General features: G+C 69.7%; 17 protein-coding genes and 1 pseudogene. 15 read left to right on the forward strand and 3 right to left on the reverse strand.

The annotated features are described in order from the left end of the window. Positions 1-7: 7 nt before the first annotated feature. The 7 genes from D5R93_RS11430 to D5R93_RS11460 all read left to right on the forward strand — a co-directional run bounded on the left by D5R93_RS11430 (position 8) and on the right by D5R93_RS11460 (position 8,475). Positions 8-2,137 carry a TPM domain-containing protein gene (locus D5R93_RS11430; RefSeq protein WP_120205339.1) on the forward strand — a complete coding sequence of 710 codons (2,130 nt, stop codon included), beginning with the start codon at positions 8-10 and terminating at the stop codon, positions 2,135-2,137. Positions 2,138-2,307: 170 nt separating this feature from the next. Beyond that, positions 2,308-3,150 (forward strand): PspA/IM30 family protein, encoded by an 843-nt coding sequence (locus D5R93_RS11435; protein WP_119837134.1) that lies wholly within the window; start codon positions 2,308-2,310, stop codon positions 3,148-3,150. Positions 3,151-3,342: 192 nt separating this feature from the next. Further along, complete coding sequence (locus D5R93_RS11440) at positions 3,343-3,933, forward strand: NYN domain-containing protein (protein WP_119837133.1); 591 nt, start codon at positions 3,343-3,345, stop codon at positions 3,931-3,933. Between the two features lie 134 nt (positions 3,934-4,067). Continuing rightward, the gene (locus D5R93_RS11445; protein ID WP_119837132.1) at positions 4,068-4,805 is read left to right on the forward strand and encodes a response regulator transcription factor; all 738 of its coding nucleotides are present in this window, start codon (positions 4,068-4,070) and stop codon (positions 4,803-4,805) included. Continuing rightward, on the forward strand, positions 4,805-6,391 hold the full coding sequence (locus tag D5R93_RS11450) for a sensor histidine kinase (protein ID WP_120205342.1): 1,587 nt from the start codon (positions 4,805-4,807) through the stop codon (positions 6,389-6,391). The genes D5R93_RS11445 and D5R93_RS11450 overlap by 1 nt, the downstream gene beginning before the upstream one ends. 218 nt (positions 6,392-6,609) lie before the next feature. Then, on the forward strand, positions 6,610-8,061 hold the full coding sequence (locus D5R93_RS11455; RefSeq protein WP_205570052.1) for an HD domain-containing protein: 1,452 nt from the start codon (positions 6,610-6,612) through the stop codon (positions 8,059-8,061). Between the two features lie 120 nt (positions 8,062-8,181). Then, positions 8,182-8,475: a WXG100 family type VII secretion target gene (locus tag D5R93_RS11460; RefSeq protein WP_120205344.1), complete on the forward strand. Its 294-nt coding sequence runs from the start codon at positions 8,182-8,184 to the stop codon at positions 8,473-8,475. Between the two features lie 147 nt (positions 8,476-8,622). Here D5R93_RS11460 and groL read toward each other — a convergent pair whose 3' ends face one another. The 3 genes from groL to D5R93_RS11475 form a co-directional block, all read right to left on the reverse strand. Then, positions 8,623-10,248, reverse strand: a complete 1,626-nt coding sequence (groL, locus tag D5R93_RS11465; protein ID WP_119837129.1) for a chaperonin GroEL — start codon at positions 10,246-10,248, stop codon at positions 8,623-8,625. A 322-nt stretch (positions 10,249-10,570) separates the two neighbouring features. Further along, positions 10,571-11,926, reverse strand: coding sequence for a glycoside hydrolase family 15 (locus D5R93_RS11470; protein WP_162933947.1), 1,356 nt, complete (start codon positions 11,924-11,926; stop codon positions 10,571-10,573). Next, positions 11,923-12,555, reverse strand: coding sequence for a LytR C-terminal domain-containing protein (locus tag D5R93_RS11475; RefSeq protein ID WP_120205346.1), 633 nt, complete (start codon positions 12,553-12,555; stop codon positions 11,923-11,925). The genes D5R93_RS11470 and D5R93_RS11475 overlap by 4 nt, the downstream gene beginning before the upstream one ends. Positions 12,556-12,659: 104 nt before the next feature. Between D5R93_RS11475 and D5R93_RS11480 the strand changes: the two are divergent. The 8 genes and pseudogenes from D5R93_RS11480 (at position 12,660) to D5R93_RS11505 (ending at position 18,346) form a co-directional block, all read left to right on the forward strand. After that, a pseudogene (locus tag D5R93_RS11480) lies at positions 12,660-13,336 on the forward strand (uracil-DNA glycosylase). A 192-nt stretch (positions 13,337-13,528) separates the two neighbouring features. Beyond that, complete coding sequence (locus tag D5R93_RS11485) at positions 13,529-13,813, forward strand: hypothetical protein (RefSeq protein WP_162933948.1); 285 nt, start codon at positions 13,529-13,531, stop codon at positions 13,811-13,813. Further along, positions 13,813-14,886 (forward strand): hypothetical protein, encoded by a 1,074-nt coding sequence (locus D5R93_RS11490; RefSeq protein WP_243106765.1) that lies wholly within the window; start codon positions 13,813-13,815, stop codon positions 14,884-14,886. The genes D5R93_RS11485 and D5R93_RS11490 overlap by 1 nt, the downstream gene beginning before the upstream one ends. A gap of 13 nt (positions 14,887-14,899) precedes the next feature. Beyond that, positions 14,900-15,400, forward strand: coding sequence for a hypothetical protein (locus D5R93_RS13385; RefSeq protein ID WP_162933949.1), 501 nt, complete (start codon positions 14,900-14,902; stop codon positions 15,398-15,400). After that, positions 15,397-15,840, forward strand: coding sequence for a hypothetical protein (locus D5R93_RS13390; protein WP_162933950.1), 444 nt, complete (start codon positions 15,397-15,399; stop codon positions 15,838-15,840). The genes D5R93_RS13385 and D5R93_RS13390 overlap by 4 nt, the downstream gene beginning before the upstream one ends. Beyond that, positions 15,837-16,373 carry a hypothetical protein gene (locus D5R93_RS11495; protein ID WP_162933951.1) on the forward strand — a complete coding sequence of 179 codons (537 nt, stop codon included), beginning with the start codon at positions 15,837-15,839 and terminating at the stop codon, positions 16,371-16,373. The genes D5R93_RS13390 and D5R93_RS11495 overlap by 4 nt, the downstream gene beginning before the upstream one ends. Next, positions 16,373-17,173, forward strand: a complete 801-nt coding sequence (locus D5R93_RS11500; RefSeq protein ID WP_120205357.1) for a hypothetical protein — start codon at positions 16,373-16,375, stop codon at positions 17,171-17,173. The genes D5R93_RS11495 and D5R93_RS11500 overlap by 1 nt, the downstream gene beginning before the upstream one ends. Positions 17,174-17,317: 144 nt before the next feature. After that, positions 17,318-18,346, forward strand: coding sequence for a PTS sugar transporter subunit IIAB (locus D5R93_RS11505; protein ID WP_205570053.1), 1,029 nt, complete (start codon positions 17,318-17,320; stop codon positions 18,344-18,346). The last annotated feature ends 74 nt before the right edge of the window (positions 18,347-18,420 follow it).

The raw sequence follows: 18,420 nt of genomic DNA on the forward strand, positions 1-18,420 counted from the left end.
GGCCCCGATGCCGCACACACTTCCATCCCCCGCCCGAGCCCTCACCCTGCTGACCGCCTGCGGCCTCCTCCTGGCGGGGGGCCTGGCTGTGCCCGCCAGCGCCCTGACCGCCCCCGCAGCCGACCTGGCGGGTACACGAGCCGCGCTGTCTGCACTGCCTGCACTGCCCGGGCTGCCCGCCTACGACACGGGCTACCCACTCTCCTCCGACGCCTCAGGCTCCCCAACGATCCTGACCAGCCACGTCACCGACGAGCTGGGGATCCTGGACCGCTCAGCCGCCGAGGACGTGGTCGCCCGCATGGCCTCCGACTACGGGGTCGGGCTGTGGGTGCTGACCGTCTCCGACTCCGGCAGGAGCGCGGCGGACCTCGCCAGCGCAGTCCTGGAGGAGTCCGGGCTGGGCGAGGATGCAGCCGTCCTGGTCGTCAACATCCCCAGCGACAACCCGTCAGCGCGCACCTACAGCTTCCAGACGACGGCAGCCACCTCCCGGATCTCCGACTCCCAGCTCGACCGTATCGACGATGCACTCCGACAGGCCCTGAGCAAGCAGCGCTACGACGCCGCCGTCGCCTCCATTCCGGAGAGCATGAGTGCATCCGGCTCGGTCAGCCCGGCCGTCGTGTCCCTGGGCGTGGGGGCACTCGCGGTGGGCGGTGGCGCCGCAGCCTGGGCTGCCGTGCGCAGGAGACGCAGGAGCCCGGGCGCGGCGAGCGCCACGAGCGCGGGGACCAGGGGCGAGGGGCAGCCTGACGCCCTGTCGCTTGAGGAGCTGCGGGTCCGGGCCGGCAGCGCCCTGGTAGACGCCGACGACACCGTACGCTCTGCGGCCGAGGAGCTGTCCTACGCCCAGGCGCAGTTCGGGCTGTCCGCGACAGACGCCTTTACCGCTGCCCTGGACCGGGCGCGTGAGCACGTGGCCCGGTCCTTCGAGCTGCGCCAGCGCCTTGACGACGAGATCCCCGAGACCGAGGCGCAGCAGCGCCAGATGAGCACCGAGATCCTCGGGCGCTGTGAGGCCGCGGTGGAGGAGATCCGCGTCCAGGCGGAGGCCTTCAGCCAGCGCCGGGGGATCGAGGCAAGCCTGCCGACCTCTATCGCGGAGACCACGCAGAGGGCCGACGAGACCGAGCAGTCCATCACTGTGGCCGAGAGCCTGCTGGTGACTCTGCACGCCGCCTACCCACAGCCCTCCCTCTCCAGCGTCTCCCAGGCTCCGGAGCAGGCCCGCAGGCTCCTGGCGGCTGGCCGCACCGCCCTGGAGCAGGCCCGTAGCAGCGTCGAGCAGGGGCAGAATGTGGCAGCCGTCGAGCAGGTGCGCATTGCCCAGGGGGCCATCGCCCAGGCGGGCGACCTGGCAGCACAGGTGACTACAGCGCGGGAACGTCTCCAGGGAGCGGGCAAGGCCCTGGAGGCGGCTATCGCCTCAATCTCCTCTGACCTGGTGGACGCGCAGCGGCTTGCCGACGCGGTACCCGAGGCGACCCTGCGCCCCCTGGTGGACGACGCGCAGGCAGCGGTCGAGGAGGGGCGGGCCGCCAGCGGGCCCACCCCGTCAGCAGACCCGCTGGCGGCACTCGACCACCTGGAACGGGCAGAGGCCGCCATCGACGCCGCCCTGGCGTCGGCACGGGAGCAGGAGGAGAACATCTCACGCGCACGGGCCTCGGTCGGCTCCCGCCTGAGTCGGCTGGGCTCCCAGGTGGAGGCAGTGACCGCCTACATCACCACCCACCGGGGCGTGGTGGGTGCCTCGGCGCGCACCGCCCTGAGCGAGGCCTCCAGGCACGCCAGCGCCGCCTCAGCGGTACAGGAGGCAGACCCGGTGGCAGCCCTGGCCGAGGTTGCCGCCGGTGAGCCTCTTGTCGCCCAGGCCCAGGCACTGGCGGAGGCTGACGTGAGGGGTGGCAGCGGTCCCAGCGGCTCGTTCGGCGGGCCTGGCGCTGACGCCCTGGGCGCCCTGGTCCTAGGCGGCATCCTGTTCGGCGGAGGCTCAGGACCCCGCAGGTACGGGGGGTGGGGCGCACCCGGTCCCCGCCCCGGCGCAGGCTTCGGCGGGGGCGGAGGCTTTCGAGGTCGCGGCGGAGGCTTCGGCGGGGGCAGCGGCTCCCGTGGCCGGGGCGGCGGCTTCTGATCCGTCTACCCGCGGCACCCCACACAGCTGGACGCCACCACGCCACCATCATGCCCTGAGCGATCAGGGCGCCGTACCACCCACCTGGTGCACCGACGACCTGGAAGCATCAGCCCCACCACCGTGCTGCGGACCTGTGCCGCCGCGCACCGACAGAAGGACTTGCACCCATGGCTGAGAAGCAGTCGATCCTGGGACGTGTCGCCCAGTTGACCCGTGCCAACATCAATGCGCTCCTGGACCGAGCCGAGGACCCGGAGAAGATGCTCAACCAGCTCGTACGCGACTACTCCACCTCGATCGCCGAGGCACGTGAGGCCGTCGCGCAGACCGTGGGCAACTTGCGCCTGGCGGAGAAGGACCACGAGGCCGACCTGGCCGAGGCCCGGGACTGGGGCGGCAAGGCCCTGGCCGCCTCACGCAAGGCGGACCAGCTGCGCGCCGCAGGGGACGCCGCCGGGGCCGACAAGTGGGACTCCCTGGCCAAGGTCGCCCTGACTAAGCAGATCAACGCCGAGAACGAGGCCAAGGCGGCTGAGCCTCTCATCGCCTCGCAGCGCCAGGTCGTCGACCAGCTCAAGAACGGGCTGCAGCAGATGGAGCTGAGGCTCAGCGAGCTCCAGTCCCGGCGGGACCAGCTGCTCGCCCGGCAGAAGACCGCCGAGGCCCAGGTCAAGGTCCACGGGGCGATCCAGTCGATCAACGTCCTGGACCCCACCAGCGAGCTGGCCCGTTACGAGGACCAGGTGCGCCGGGTCGAGGCCCAGGCGGCAGGGCAGGCGGAGCTGGCCGGGTCCTCTCTGGAGTCCCAGTTCGCCGAGCTGGAGGCCTCGGGTACCAGCATGGAGGCGGAGGCCCGCTTGGCCGCCCTCAAGACCGGCCAGGGCACGGCGCTCCCCTCCGCTACTACATCCCCCGCGCAGATCACAGAGGGTGACGAGGCCCGGCTCGACGCCGCCTTCCAGGAGCTCAAGGCGCAGACCCGCCCGGGCGAGGACGACTCCTCCTACTGACTACCTACTGACTACCTACTGACCACGCTGAGCTCCTGGCGGGGCTGCACCCACCTCAGCTGCAGCGCCGACGACACAAACCGGGACAAAGTAGGAGCGGGCTGGCAGAACCACTGCGGCAGAGGGCGGGCACCGGCTGCGTTGACACCGTGTTGACACCGCATTCCTGGAACGCACCACTACCATGACCCCATGACCGTCTCTACCTATCTTTTCGTTGACGGGGAGAACCTCGACGCCACCTTGGGAATGAGTGTCCTGGGACGTCGACCCGACCCGGACGAGCGCCCTCGGTGGGACCGTGTGCTCGCCTACTGCGACCACCTGTCGAGCACCGAGGGCGAGGAGGGCGCCCGCGCCCTGTTCTTCCTTAACGCCACCTCAGGCCACATGCCTATGGGCTTTATCCAGGCCCTGCTGGCCATGGACTACCGCCCGGTACCGCTGGCAGGATCGGGCCTGCCCGAGGAGAAGGTCGTCGACATCGGTATCCAGCGGACCCTGGACGCCCTGGCCGCACAGGTCGAGGCGGGCCAGGACATCCAGGTCCTCCTCGGCTCCCACGACGGCGACTACATCCCCCAGGTCGAGAGGCTCCTGGACGCCGGAGCCCGCGTCGGGGTCCTGTGCTTCCGGGAGTTCCTCAACGCCCACCTCGCGGCACTGGAGGCCCGGGGCCTGACTATCCACGACCTGGAGAGCGACGTGGACGCCTTCACCATCGCCCTGCCGCGGGTACGTATCATCCCCCTGGCCGACTTCGACCCCGTGAAGTTCCTCTGACCCTGCCGGGCACCGCCGTGCGGCGTCCCCAGCCGCTCGGCGGCCTCCCCGGCCCATTCGCAGCCCCCTCCGGTGCAGCACTCACACTGATAACATTCAGTAGTCACCCAGGACCGAGGGGGAAGGTGTTGCTCATGGAGCGTTCCCAGCAGTCTCGCACCGAAGCTCATCTGCTCGTCGTCGACGACGAGCCGAATATCCGTGACCTACTTGCCTCATCGCTACGTTTCGCCGGCTTTGAGGTCTCCGTGGCCGGCGACGGCAACGGTGCGCTGAAGAATGTGGAGAAGGGCGATCCGGACCTGGTCGTCCTGGACGTCATGCTCCCCGACATGGACGGCTTCACGGTCGCTCGCCGCCTGCGCGAGCGCGACGTCACGACCCCGATCCTGTTCCTCACTGCCCGCGACGACATGGCGGACAAGGTGCAAGGGCTGACCGTCGGCGGGGACGACTACGTGACCAAGCCCTTCGGCCTGGAGGAGGTCATCGCCCGCATACGCGCCATCCTCAGGCGCACGCACGCCACCGAGAACGAGGACGACGGAGTGGTCCACGTCGCGGACCTGGTCCTGGACGAGGACGCGCACGAGGTCCACCGCTCCGGCGTCGAGGTCGACCTCTCCCCCACCGAGTTCAAGCTGCTGCGCTACCTCATGCTCAACGCCGGTCGCGTGGTATCCAAGGCTCAGATCCTCGACCACGTCTGGGAGTACGACTGGAACGGCGACGCGGCCATTGTCGAGTCCTACATCTCCTACCTGCGCCGCAAGGTGGACCAGATCACAGGCCGGGACGGTCAGCCCGTGGTCCCCCTCATCCAGACTCGTCGCGGCGTGGGCTACATGCTGCGTGAGCCCAAGAGCGAGTAATGGGGGCGCGCACACGCGCCTGGACCTCACGGCCGGTCAGCAAGCAGCACCGCCCCGTCAAACGCGGTCGGTGGCACCCGATCACGGCCATCCAGCGGCCGGTCCAGGCGCAGCCCCTGAGGACTCGGCTCGCTGTCATGATCACCGTCCTGCTCGCTCTGGGCCTGGTGATCATCTCCTTCGTGGTCAGCCTCGTGCTGCGCGACCAGATGCTGGGACAGATCGACGACCAGCTCCGCAGTACGGCTGAGGTCTTCGGCAACCAGGCGATCAGGGGCCCCGGCGTCGAGAGCCTGCCCTCCACCTACTACGTCGAGACGAAGCGCGAGAACGGCCAGGACGACGGTCCGTGGATCGACCCCAGGACGGCAGCCGACTACGGCACCCCCCGGCTCGGGGACGCCCTGGACTTTGAGACGACCCTCGCCCACGAGGGTCGTCCGCAGCTGGTCACCGTGGAGTCGGAGCAGCCCGCCCGCCAGTGGCGGGTCATCATCATGCTGCTGAGCGACGACAACACCGGGGAGTACGTCGGCGTAGCCGCCATCGCGCTCCCCCTCAAGGACGTCACCAGTACCCTGGAGCGCACCAACCTGGTGGTGCTCTTCTCCGACATCATCATCATCTTCCTGGGCACTCTGACCGCGACCTACCTGGTACGCCGCTCCTTCCGCTCGCTGCGCCAGATCGAGGGCGTGGCGGGACGGATCGCCCAGGGGGACCTCTCCGCCCGCATCCTGGTGACTGAGCCTCCCACGACGGAGGTGGGCTCCCTGCAGCGGGCGCTCAACACGATGCTCTCCCAGAACGAGCACGCCTTCTCCGTGCAGGTCGTGGCCCAGGAGCGCATGACACGCTTCATCTCCGACGCCTCCCACGAGCTGCGCACCCCGCTGGCCGCCATTCGAGGCTACGGAGAACTCTATCGAATGGGCGGTGTCTCGCCAGAAAAGACGAGCGAGGTCATGGGGCGTATCGAGGACGAGTCCAACCGCATGGGACGGTTGGTGGACGACCTCCTCCAGCTGGCACGCATGGACGAGGGTCGGCAGATGGACATGACCGAGGTGGACCTCACCGGGCTGGCCAGTGCCGCCCTGTCCGACATGGCCGTCCTCGCCCCCAACCGGGACTGTGCTCTCGTCCCGCTTGACCCTGAGGCGGAGGCGGCGGGCAAGGACGCCCCCTCGGTGACGGTGGTGGGAGACAAGGACCGACTGAGCCAGGTGCTGACCAACCTCCTGGGCAACGTGGTACGCCATACTCCCGACGGGACACCGGTGGAGATCGCGGTGGGGACAGGCCCCGCTTCCAGGGTCGGCACCGACACCACAGACCACCAGGTGGCCGTCGTCGAGGTCCGTGACCACGGGGGCGGGGTCCCTCCCGACGAGGCGGAGAAGGTCTTCCAGCGCTTCTACCGCTCCGACTCCTCACGCAACCGTGAGACAGGGGGCTCCGGCCTGGGGCTGTCAATTGTGCTGGGCATCGTGGAGCGCCACCGCGGCACCGTACAGATGCTCCAGACGCCCGGGGGCGGAGCGACGGTCCACATCGAGCTGCCGCTACCTGCTGCCGCCACCTGACAGCGCTCCGGGGCGCACGCAGCCTCCGGCTCCGGCAGGAGGACAGGCTGCCCGGCTAGCCGCTCCGGTCACCTCGGCCGCACAAGAGGCAGCACGAAGCAGGTTCTTGGAGGGTAGGCACAAGGACGTGGCGGGAGAGACACGTTCTTTCTTCGACTTCCTTCAGCGGGTAGTCCTACGATGGCAGCCATCCTTTACCCGATCCTGGAGACAGACCGATGGGCGTCACCGACGCGCCGCAGTGGCTTCTTCCCGCCTTCGTCCGCAGCCTGCGGGCGCTAGGCGCCACGGCTTCCGCCGAGCAGGTCCGCTCCCGAGGCGAGCACCTCATTGAGCAGTGGTCCACCCCGGACCGCCGCTTTCACAACCTCCGCCACCTCATCGACATGCTGGCACGCGTCGACGAGCTGGCCGACGAGTCCCACAGCCCTGATGTCATGCGGGTCGCCACCTGGTACCACGGCTGCGTGTTCTCCACCGGCGCGGGGGAGCCCAGGCAGCACAACGGAGGCGAGAACGAGGAAGCCTCCGCCGAGGTGGCTGTCCGCGACCTGAGCGACCTCGGCGTCCCGGAGGCGACGACAGCCCGCGTCGGGGACCTGATCCGCAACCTCACGGGGCACAGGCTGGACACCGACGACATGGACGCGGCAGCTCTGGCGGACGCGGACCTGGGTGCGCTCGCGGTGGACCCGCAGACCTACAAGGAGTACCTGAGGCTGCTGCGCGAGGAGTACGCCCACGTCCCCCTGGCCAGCTACCTTGAGACCCGCCTGGTGATCGTGGGTAGGCTCCTGGAACGTGAGAAGCTCTTCCACTCACCCCTAGGCGAGCACTGGGAGCGACCCGCCCGGCAGAACCTCAAGGCAGAGAGGCAGCGGCTGACGGAGAAGCTCGCCAGACTCACTCCAGACGAGGCAGGGCAGCACACCGAGTGCTGTCCCTGGCAGGCAGAGCCTGCGTCACGCCGCGTGCCCCGGTCCTCTGACTGCTCCTCCTCCAGCCTGGCCGAGGAGCCCGACGACCCCCGCCCGTCTCATGACCGCAGCGCTGCCCTAGCCGGTGCTAGTACCCCGACAGACGAGAGCGTCGCGGTACAGCCGCCCTCCCCGCCCCTGGGCGCCGGGGACACGAGCACCGTCGCGGAAGCGGAATCAGTCACCCCGCATCCTTCCTTGACTCCCCTGTGGCGACCTCCTCCGCGACAGCGGCGTCTGCCTCCTCCCCCGGACACCTGCCACCGGGGTTCCCCGCCCTGTTCCCCCGGCAGCAGACGGGAGACCGGTCCGGCCGACAGCCAGGAGCGCGGAGGAGGACCCGGCGCTGAGCACCTCCATGGAGTCCTGCGCCGAGGACCTCGACCTTCTCCTGGCAGCCCCGCGCTCCCGCCACTTTGGACAGGCCGGGCCCACCGCGGGCCGGGGCGCCCAGGCAGAGGCGGCCCGTCTCCGCCTCACCGAGAGGCTCAGAGAGAAGGCACAGGAGGCCAGGCAGCTGCGCGAGGCACGCACCGGCGATCCTGCAACCGGCTCGGGCAGAGCGGCGGCGACAGGGAGCAGGAACACAGTCCTGGAGGAGCCCGGCCCCCTCCACGCGGACTAGCGGACACGACCCACGGCGCAGACCAGCCGACCGCTGGCTGCTCCGTTACCTCCCGGCACCACAGGTGAGCAGGACGCAAGGGCTGTCCACAGGGACGGCTAGCCTCTGGAACGGCAGTGCGTCCCGGTCCCTAGGCTGGAGGCCACGCCGCAAGGCACTACCTACCAGACTGACGAAAGGGCCCTGTCATGCCTGCCTTCTCTGTTGACACCAGCGTCATTGCTGATACCGCCGCGCGGGCACGCAGCCGTATCGCCACCATCCAGACCGAGGTTGACGGGATGCAGGCCGACATCGGCGCGCTGGAGAACGTGTGGGCCGGGTCCGCCTCAGCCTCAATGGCCGTGTGCGCGCAGGAGTGGCGACTCACCCAGCTCCAGGTCCAGACCACTCTGGAGAGTATCAGCCTGGCCCTGGACCAGGCCGCGACCTCCTATGACGACGCCGAATCAGCCAACATCGGACGGTTCGGGCACGCCTAAGAGCGCTCTGGCTGGCAGGGGTGCGCCTGCCACCGTACAAGTGGTGGGCCGCCCCTTCCATACGGAGGGGCGGCCCACCACATGCTTGGTGACCAGGCCAAGTCGGCTCAGCGGCTCACTGGCCCGGCCCAGGCTGCTGGCAACAGATCAGTACATGCCGCCCATCTCGTCACCGCCACCGTTGGCCGGAGCAGCCGGGGGCTCCGGCTTGTCCGCCACAACGGCCTCAGTGGTGAGGAACAGGCCGGCGATGGAGGCCGCGTTCTGCAGCGCGGAGCGGGTCACCTTCACCGGGTCAGCAATACCGGCCTCCAGCAGGTTGATGTACTCGCCGGTCGCGGCGTTGAGCCCCTCACCGGTGGGCAGGCCGCGCACGCGGTCCACCACGACGCCGCCCTCAAAGCCGGCGTTGACAGCAATCTGCTTGAGCGGGGCCTCCACAGCCACCTTGACGATCGCCGCACCAGTGGCCTCGTCGTTGCTCAGGTCCAGGGACTCCAGGGCCTGGGCTGCAGACTGGAGAAGGGCCACACCACCACCGGCGACGATTCCCTCCTCGACCGCGGCCTTGGCGTTGCGCACGGCGTCCTCGATGCGGTGCTTGCGCTCCTTGAGCTCTACCTCGGTGGCGGCACCAGACTTCAGCACGGCCACGCCGCCCGCCAGCTTGGCCAGGCGCTCAGAGAGCTTCTCACGGTCGTAGTCGGAGTCGGAGTTCTCGATCTCCATGCGGATCTGGGAGGTACGGGCGTCAATCGCGTCCTTGTCCCCGGCACCGTCCACGATGGTGGTCTCGTCCTTGGTGACGACCACCTTGCGGGCCTGGCCCAGGTCCTCCAGGGTGGCGTTCTCCAGCTTCAGGCCGACCGTCTCGGAGATGACGGTGCCGCCGGTGAGGATCGCCATGTCCTGCAGCATCGCCTTGCGGCGGTCCCCGAAGCCGGGGGCCTTGACCGCTACGGACTTGAAGGTGCCGCGGATGCGGTTGACCACCAGGGTGGCCAGGGCCTCGGCCTCGACGTCCTCAGCGATGATCGCCAGCGGCTTGCCGGCCTGCATGACCTTCTCCAGGAGGGGAAGCAGGTCCTTGACGTTGGAGATCTTGGACTCCACCAGCAGGACGTAGGCGTCCTCCAGGACGGCCTCCTGACGGTCGGCGTCGGTGACGAAGTAGGGCGAGATGTAGCCGCGGTCGAACCGCATGCCCTCGGTGACCTCAAGCTCCAGGCCGAAGGTGTTGGACTCCTCGACGGTCACGACGCCCTCGTGGCCCACCTTCTCCAGGGCCTCGGCGATCAGCTCGCCGATCTGCTCGTCAGCAGCGGAGATGGAGGCGGTAGCGGCGATCTCCTCCTGGGTCTCGACGTCCTTGGCGTCAGCCAGCAGGCGCTCGACAACGACCTCCACGGCCTTGTCGATGCCGCGACGCAGGGCGATCGGGTTGGCGCCGGCGGCCACGTTACGCAGACCCTCGCGCACCAGGGCCTGAGCCAGGACGGTGGCGGTGGTAGTGCCGTCACCGGCGACGTCGTCGGTCTTCTTGGCGACCTCCTTGACCAGCTCGGCACCGATCTTCTCGTAGGCGTCCTCCAGCTCGATCTCCTTGGCGATGGTCACGCCGTCGTTGGTGATCGTGGGAGCGCCCCACTTCTTGTCGAGGACCACGTTGCGGCCCTTGGGGCCGAGAGTGACCTTGACGGTGTCAGCCAGGGTGTTCAGGCCGCGCTCCATGCCGCGGCGGGCCTCCTCGTCGAAGGCGATGATCTTGGACATTAGGTCTCCTCCACTGCGTGGTGGGTGTGGCCGGCCCGCGCCCGCGACGGACGGACCAGTCCCAGGCGTTCACGTCACGCCCGGCACCGACCCTCACGGCCCAGCCATGTGCGTTGTCACTCGAAGGCTCCGAGTGCTAACCGCAATGCTGGCACTCTCGGGTCTTGAGTGCAAGACACTCAGATCTGACGTCTCCAGGAATCCTCCGACGGCGAAGCGGCCCCGCCATCTCATTCTCCCCCGGCCTGGGACTGCCCAGGGGCTGGCCCGCCCAGGCGCACCCAGCCCCTGGGCCACCTGCCCCGTGGGATACCAGCCCCGCTCACGCCCCAGCAGCCAGCACCACCAACGCCGAGGTCCAGGCCAGGGGAGCAGGCCCCGCCGGGGAGCCGTCAGCCAGGACCTTCTCCGGAAGCGCCCCCACCCGGGTGCGGTGGGACTCCAGCCACCCAAGAAGCCGCGGCCCCTCCTCCATGCCCAGCACGACACCTGACCACGCCAGCAGGGCCGTCTGCGGGGTCCAGGACACACCGTCCCTGCGCCACGACGACCCGGGAGCCACGCCCCCGGCAGGCCGCGACATCCGCGCTACGGCATCCTGCCTCACCCCGCGCGCACCGGCCAGCTCCGTGGTGAAGGGCGGCAGGACAAAGACGACTGCCGCGTCGACGTCGTCCTGGCGCACGTGCCTGCCCCATCCAGGGGCAAAGCCGCGTTCCACCGCCTGGCGCACCGTGGCGACCCGCTCCTCCAGCCTCTCCGGGTCGGCCCCCAGGTCCGCTCCCGCCCGGGCGAGCCCCAGCGCAGCCTCCAGGCCCAGCAGTACCGGCGCGGCCGTGCCCAGGGTCAGGACGGACTCGGGCACCTCCCAGTAGTCCGGGCTGGCCGCGGGGAGGTGGGAGGCGGTGTCCGTAAGCCACAGGAGCCGGGATGTCGTACGGGCCAGGCAGTGCCCCAGAGCCGTCTCCAGGTCGGCCACGGAGACGCCGTCAGCCAGCATGCGCCCCACGGCCCACATGAGCCAGCCCACGCCATCGGTCTGGCGGGGACGCTGGTCAGGTGGCCTCCCGCTGAGGGTGTAGCGCGCCTCCAAGGCTCCCGTCTCGTCCTGCCAGGAGGCCAGGCGCCCCAGTACGCCGAGGGCCTCCTGGTACAGGCCGACACTGCTGAGGGCCGCTGCGCAGAAGGAGGCGTCCCGGGGCCACACGTAGCGCCAGCCTCCCACCGGCGCGGCGGCCACGGCACCGACGGGGAAGTCCAGCACGCCGCCTGCCTCGCCGTCGTCCACGAGCGTCGGGCCGGTCAGGGCCAGGAGGTCGTCGAGCGCCTCCCGGGCCAGCGACCCCCACCTCCCGTGCGGCAACCGCGCCCCCTGCTGCCGCAGGGCCGCGCGCTGCGCCAGCTCGTCACGCTGCTGCGGGTCCATACCCCAGGGAGCCGGGTCAGCCGGGAGCCGGGTCCCCGGCAGGTAGTCCACGCTCTCCCCGGGGGCCAGCACCTGGAGGGCGCCGTGCGCCCCGACGACCACACCCTCACTCAAGGCCTCGGGAGCAGGCCTCAGCGCGGCGTGCAGCCGGGGGACGCCCCACACCCCGGCGGCCAGCGACACGGCCCCGGCAGACACGGCCCCAGCAGCAGCAAGGACATCGCGGCGGCGGGGGCGTGCCGCCAGGGTCACTCCTGAAAGTCCTCGCGCAAGATGATGACGATGGGGTTGGACGAGGCGCTGGCGGCGTCCTCGACGACGTTGTCGATACCGAGCTGCTCACCTACGGCCTCTGCCGTGTCACGGTCCTCGGGGCTGGCGTAGTAGACAGTCGTGTCGGCAGGCTCAGACCCCTGGTAGATGCCTTCCGGAACCGTGACCGACACGAAGCCGACGTTGGTGAGGCGGTCACCACTGCGCCCCGCCAGGCCGCTGGTCGTCGTCCCGTTGTAGACAGTGACTCCCAGCGTGTAGTCCACCGAGGCGTCGGTGGGGGCCTGCGTGGGATCGTCCGTGGCCTCCTGTGAGGCACCGGGGTCCTGGGTCTCCTGGTCAGCCTCGTCGCTGCTTGGGGCCTGGTCGTCTCCGGCGTCGGCCGGGCCCGAGGCCACTGCGGCACCACCTGTAGAGTCCCCGTCCTCGCTGCGCTGCCCGAGCAGAGTCACCACGCCCCAGGCCAGGGCCGGGACGACGATGATAACGGCAAGCAGGGGCACCCAGCCCCGCCAGCGAGGTGCCTGCGCCCGGTGCACCCCGACGGGGACGGGGGCGTCGTCCTCACTGACGTCGAACTCGTCCTCCGGGTAGTTGTACTCGCTCACACTCCCAAGATACCGACCCTGACTCCGATCGTGGGGACCAACAAGCCCCGTCCCGACGTCCAGCCCTGGTCGCGTGCGGGCACTGTCCTGGCTAGGCTTCAGGGGTGAGTTCCGCCAAGCCTCTGTCCGAGCTCGTTGACGCCTCGTGGGCACGCGCCCTGGCCCCGGTGGAGCCCACGGTTCACCAGATCGGGGCCAGGCTGCGCGAGGAGGTCGCCTCAGGACACGGCTACCTGCCCGCCGGCACCGACGTCCTGCGCGCCTTCACCTACCCCATGGAGCAGGTCAAGGTCCTCATCGTGGGCCAGGACCCCTACCCGACCCCGGGGCACCCGGTAGGCCTGAGCTTCTCCGTGGCCCCCGGGGTACGGCCCCCGCGCAGCCTGGAGAACATCTTCCGCGAGCTGGTCTCCGACCTGAGCGTGCCCCAGCCGAGCTCGGGGACCTGACCCCGTGGTGCGAGCAAGGGGTCATGCTTCTCAACCGGGTCCTGACCGTGCGTCCGGGCGCCCCGGCCTCGCACAAGGGCTGGGGCTGGGAGACTGTCACCCAGCGGGCTATCGAGGCCCTGGTGGAGCGCGGCGGCCCGCTGGTGGCGATCCTGTGGGGGCGCCCGGCCCAGTCCCTGACCCCCATGCTGGGGGACACCCCCGTCATCGCCTCACCCCACCCCTCGCCGCTGTCCGCCTCGCGAGGGTTCTTCGGCTCACGCCCCTTCAGCCGGGCCAACGAGATCCTGGTGTCCCTGGGGGCGCAGCCCGTGGACTGGCGCCTGCCCTGAGCTGGAAGGAGCGGGGTCGGGCGGGGCAACCCCGCAGTGCCGCTAGTGCCACTAGTGCCGCTGCCACGGCGGCACGCCTTGGCGACAAGCCTCACGTGATGATAGCGTGACGCTGGTTGCGGAAGCATATAGACCCAGATTAGAGTCAGCTGTCGCAGGCACGTTCAGACGGTGCGAAAGGCCGTGGTCCCTATGGCGGACCTGTCTATCAGTCCAGACACGCTCAGCAGCGCGGCGAGCAAGGCCGACGCCGCGTCAGAGGAGCTGAGCGGCGCAGACTTCCCGGAGGTCTCCGGCCTGGACCGCTCAACCGGCCTGGTCAGCCAGGCGGTCAGCGCGCTGTCCTCACGGACCACGAGCACGGCCACGGGCCTGACCAACATCGCGTCGAGCCTGCGCCGGGCAGGGGCCGACTTCGTCGAGGTCGACGAGGTCAGCGCCCAGGGCGCGCGGCAGCTCGAGGGAGGGCCGTACTGATGTCGCTGGACGTCACAGTCCTCGTCCTCCCGGAGACGGCCTTCACCCTCGCGTCGAGCCTGAGCACGGCAGCGACCACGGTCGGCGACGCCGAGGCCACCGTGACGTCGGCCCGCAGCCTGATCCAGTCGGAGAACACCGGTCTGACCGCGACAGCGGCGGAGACCAGTCTGGGCACGCAGAGCACCACGATCAACACGCTCAGCTCGGAGACCTCCTCGCTGTCCACGGCGGTGAACGCCTTCGCCCAGACCATGTCCTCAATCAAGACTCGGCTGAACGACGCCCGGGCGCGGGCCTCGGAGGCCGGGCTGGTGGTCTCAGGCGACCTGATCCTGGAGCCGGAGGCCTCGGACCCGGACTACGAGGAGAAGCAGAAGACCTACAGCGAGCTGGATGAGGACCTCTCTGTCATCAGGCAGGACGAGTCCACCGCCCACGACGACCTGCAGGCGGCCTGCCAGGAGGTCTCGGGGGTCGAGCCGGAAGGCCCTGGCGGGGCGGCCGGGGCGGCCGCGACGGCGAACACCGCCTACGGCTGGGCCAGTCGCGGTGTCACGGTGGCCCGCTGGGCGGAGGTGCACCGCCGGGGGACGTTCGCGCCCGCGACTTCCCCCACGGGCCTTCTGTCCACGCTCTGGCAGAAGACCAAGCTGGAGAACTGGGTCTCCAAGGCAGCGCACCAGAAGCCCGCCGTGCCCGGCAACTGGAGGACGCAGCCCTACTGGAGGCTGGGCACCACCGCCATGAAGTGGTTCGGGAGGGCCTCCGGCGCGGTCAGCGGTGGCCTTGGCGGCCTCGAGCAGTACCAGAAGGACTCCGCCAACCCCAGCATGGGTGAGGGAGAGAAGATTGCCCGGGCAGGGACCCAGGCCGTCGCGCAGGGGGTCGGGGGATACTATGGCGCCATGGCTGGCGCCCAGACCGGAGCCATGATTGGCGCCCTGGGCGGGCCGCTCGGCATTGCCGCTGGAACTGTTATTGGCGGAGCCATTGGCGGATTCGCTGGATCCAAGGCCGGCAAAACGTTTGCCAACGCCGTCAATAAGGGAATTAGCAAGTTGTTCCACTAGCAAAGGACAGCACATGAGCGATACAGCATGGATCGCCTTGGCAGTCGTTCTGGCAGTATCTACACTGGCGTTCTGGGCGCTGGCCATGTTCACCGACACCAGGGCGGGCAAACTCTACGCCGCATTTGGCGCACACACAAAAAATCGCCTGGCATTTCTTCTTGTGGGCTCCATATCGTTCATCATCGGCGGCACTGCCATATTGACTGAACCACTGTTCCCCGAGGCGGAGACCTTCAGATTCATCAGTTGTGGGATCACCTTAATTCTGCTTGTTGTCGGCTGCATCATCGACATCTTCCCGATCCCCCTGCCCCGGTGGATGTACCCCCAGTGGCACGCCGAGCGCCGCCTGGAACGCCGCCGCGCCGCCCTGGCCGCAGCCAGCAGCAGCACCACCAGCAGCGCCAATAAGGACCCACAGCCACCAGCAACCATTCCAGCACCCCCTCAGCAGGCGGGCTCAGCACAGGAGCCACCAAGCCGCTCTCCCGGCGAAGGACAAACCCCATGAGCGAGAACACCCTGGTCGGAATCGGGTGCCTTGGCTTCCTGGGCACACCAACCCTGGTGTTCTGGGCGCTGGCCATGTTCACCGACACCCAGGCGGGCCGGTTCTACGACTCCCTGTCCGACGTCAGGAACGGCACCGCCTTCTGCCTGCCCGTTATAGGCCTGGCCTTCACCATCATTGGTATAGTCATGCTGTCTGAGCCGCTGTTCCCCGGTGCGGAGAACGCCCGGATCGCCGCCTCAGTATTCGCAGGACTCCTCCTGATCCTCGGACTCGTCTTCCGGTTCCCGATCCCCCTGCCCCGGTGGATGTACCCCCAGTGGCACGCCGCACGCCGCCTGGAACGCCGCCGTGCCGCCCTGGCCGCAGCCAGCACCACCACCAGCAGCGCCAACAGGACCCCCGCCTCGACCAGCAGCCCTCCTGAGGAGCCCCGATGACCGAGCCAACCCTCTACGGACCGCTCACCACCACGTTCCGCGGACACCTCACCGCTGTGACGGCCCCCTCCAGCTGGCAGGTCGTGGACGCCGACTTCCCCGACCTGGGTGTGGCCCCGGTCAACGCCAGCAACGAGGATGGGATCGACCTGGTGTGCACCGCCTCAGAGCCTTCCGCCCCAGGGTTCGTGGACAGCTGCGTCATCACCACCGTCCGCCTGCCCGAGGACATGCCGGAGGAGGAGTGGTTCCGCACGAGCACCGCCCAGGTCATGGAGACCATCGCGGGCGTGCGGATGATCGACCTCCTCGGCTGGCGGTCGCGCAGCGGCTCGGCGGGCCTGCTGCGCCTGGGCGTCTACATCGACACCAGCGACCACTCCCTGACCTTCTACCAGTGCAGCTGGGTCGAGACGCACAGGTACGGCAGGCTGCGACGCGGCGTCACCGCGACCTTCACCTGCCCCACCAGCACCAGCCCGGTCACCGTCCCCTTCTTCTCCACCATGTCTGAGACCCTGGAGGTGCACTGATGGCGCGGCTCAGGACGGACACGCCCAACCCTGTGGCGATCCTCTCCGACCAGGAGTGGCTGACGGTCGAGGCGCTCTGCCAGGGCGACCCCATCCCTGAGGACCGTCTCGCCCGGAGGCTGCGCAAGGCCGGGATCATCGACGACGTGGGCCTCACCCAGGCCGCCGCCCCCGCCTTCCAGGGGCGGGCCACCGCGAGCCGCTACCTGGAGGTGGTCCGCCTGGGTCCGCGCGAGGGGGTGCGCCAGGTCCTGGCCTGGATCGGCCCCTCCCGGACAACCATGATGAAGAGCCTGACAGACGGCCTGCACGTCTACGGGCTGGACGCCTGCGAGGTCCCCTCCGCCTTCGCCGAGTTCCTCGACTTCCACCCACGCCCCCTCGTCGAGGCGGAGCCCGTGGTGGTGCCCGCGCCCGAGGCCACTGGGCTGCTGAGCGAGGGCGGGGACCTCTCTCCCCTGGCCAGCATCTTCACCAGGGTCGGCAAGCGGCTGCGATCGGGCTCGCACCCAGGGGCTGCCGGTGAGACCACGCCGCTGATCGAGGGCCTGGTCAACCAGACGTGGTCGATCTCCATCATCACGGCCAGCGTGCGGGTCCCAGGCGTCCTGGACTGGCAGGTGGACTCCAGTCTCCACACGTTCTCCGTCCCCGAGTGCCTCTACGAGTTCTACCCCCGCTCGCTGGCTCAGGCTGCCGGGCGCAGCCCAGGCAGCGGGGGCGACCCCGACGACCTCATCATGGATCCCACCACCGCCATGATCGCCTGGCTGCGCGCCGTCCCCTGGTTCTTTGCCTGACCCGGCGCCCGCAGCGGGCACCGTGACGACATCCCCGGCGGGAGCGAGCGGCCACCCTCGCCCCCGCCCCACGGCCTGTGACCCGCTTCCACATACCAACGGCTCCACACCCCGACGACATCCGCCGTGTGCTGTAGACTATTTGTGCCGACAGGCTTCGTCTTCCAGGGCCTTACCGCCTCCCCAGCAGCCCTGGGAGCCCCAGGAGCCGCCGTGGGCACTCACGCGACCAAGGAGGGTACCGTGCCCGAGCCCCGCGACCAGCCTGACCCCCGTCCCGACCCCACCGACGCGCCCAGCCTGCCCACCCTGGTCGACACCCGCTCCGTCCGTCTGCACGCCACCGCCTCCGACTGGCGCGAGGCTATCCGGGAAGCCGGTGACGCCCTGGTCGCGGCCGGGGCCTGCGCCTCCTCCTACACCGAGGCCATGATCCGCTCCGTGGAGGAGCACGGCCCCTACATCGTGCTGTCACCCGGCCTGGCACTGCCTCACGCGCGCCCCGACAACTCTGTGACCCGCACCGCCCTGTCCTACGTGCGCCTGACGTCCCCAGTCGCCTTCGGCCACGAGACCAACGACCCCGTCCGCGTCGTCATGGCCCTGGCCGCCGCTGACGGCACCGCGCACCTGAGGGCGCTGGCGGACCTGGCTACTGTCCTGGCCGATCCGCAGCGCCGCCACCGGCTGGACAACGCCAGCACCCCCGCGGAGGTCCTCGACGCCCTGCGGCCACCGCAGGCCCGCCCGCCCGCTGGCAGGAGCACCGAGGCCGCCGGGGGCACGGACAGTCCCGAGGGCGCCGACGGCGAGGGGGACCCGGGAACCGCCGAGGGCACCGCAGACGCAAGCAGCAGCACAGGCAGCACTGAGACCACCGTCGCCTCCACGGGACTGGTTCTCACCGTGTGCGGCAACGGCCTGGGCACCAGCCTGTTCCTGAAGAACACCCTGGAGCAGGTGCTCGACACCTGGGGCTGGCTGCCCTACCTGCGGGTCGAGGCCACTGACACGATCTCTGCCAGGGGCAGGGCCAAGGATGCCGACCTGCTCCTGACCTCCGGGGCCATCGCCCAGGCCCTGGGCGACCCCGGAACACCGGTCGAGGTCATCGAGGACTTCACCTCCCTCACCGAGGTCGACGCCGCGCTGCGCCGCACCTACGCCGTGTGATCCGGCCCGCCGACCGGGCTGCCGCCCGTCCCGCCATCCACCGGATCATCCACTGAGCCATGCACCCAGCCCAT

The organism is Actinomyces lilanjuaniae (genome assembly GCF_003606385.1).
Classification (GTDB): Bacteria; Actinomycetota; Actinomycetes; order Actinomycetales; family Actinomycetaceae; genus Actinomyces; species Actinomyces lilanjuaniae.

Bases quoted from the DNA above. Each gene is read 5' to 3' on its own strand.
- D5R93_RS11430 (WP_120205339.1), top strand. From the start codon at position 8: ATGCCGCACACACTTCCATCCCCCGCCCGAGCCCTCACCCTGCTGACC.
- D5R93_RS11435 (WP_119837134.1), top strand. From the start codon at position 2,308: ATGGCTGAGAAGCAGTCGATCCTGGGACGTGTCGCCCAGTTGACCCGT.
- D5R93_RS11440 (WP_119837133.1), top strand. From the start codon at position 3,343: ATGACCGTCTCTACCTATCTTTTCGTTGACGGGGAGAACCTCGACGCC.
- D5R93_RS11445 (WP_119837132.1), top strand. From the start codon at position 4,068: ATGGAGCGTTCCCAGCAGTCTCGCACCGAAGCTCATCTGCTCGTCGTC.
- D5R93_RS11450 (WP_120205342.1), top strand. From the start codon at position 4,805: ATGGGGGCGCGCACACGCGCCTGGACCTCACGGCCGGTCAGCAAGCAG.
- D5R93_RS11455 (WP_205570052.1), top strand. From the start codon at position 6,610: ATGGGCGTCACCGACGCGCCGCAGTGGCTTCTTCCCGCCTTCGTCCGC.
- D5R93_RS11460 (WP_120205344.1), top strand. From the start codon at position 8,182: ATGCCTGCCTTCTCTGTTGACACCAGCGTCATTGCTGATACCGCCGCG.
- groL (WP_119837129.1), bottom strand. From the start codon at position 10,248: ATGTCCAAGATCATCGCCTTCGACGAGGAGGCCCGCCGCGGCATGGAG.
- D5R93_RS11485 (WP_162933948.1), top strand. From the start codon at position 13,529: ATGGCGGACCTGTCTATCAGTCCAGACACGCTCAGCAGCGCGGCGAGC.
- D5R93_RS11490 (WP_243106765.1), top strand. From the start codon at position 13,813: ATGTCGCTGGACGTCACAGTCCTCGTCCTCCCGGAGACGGCCTTCACC.
- D5R93_RS13385 (WP_162933949.1), top strand. From the start codon at position 14,900: ATGAGCGATACAGCATGGATCGCCTTGGCAGTCGTTCTGGCAGTATCT.
- D5R93_RS13390 (WP_162933950.1), top strand. From the start codon at position 15,397: ATGAGCGAGAACACCCTGGTCGGAATCGGGTGCCTTGGCTTCCTGGGC.
- D5R93_RS11495 (WP_162933951.1), top strand. From the start codon at position 15,837: ATGACCGAGCCAACCCTCTACGGACCGCTCACCACCACGTTCCGCGGA.
- D5R93_RS11500 (WP_120205357.1), top strand. From the start codon at position 16,373: ATGGCGCGGCTCAGGACGGACACGCCCAACCCTGTGGCGATCCTCTCC.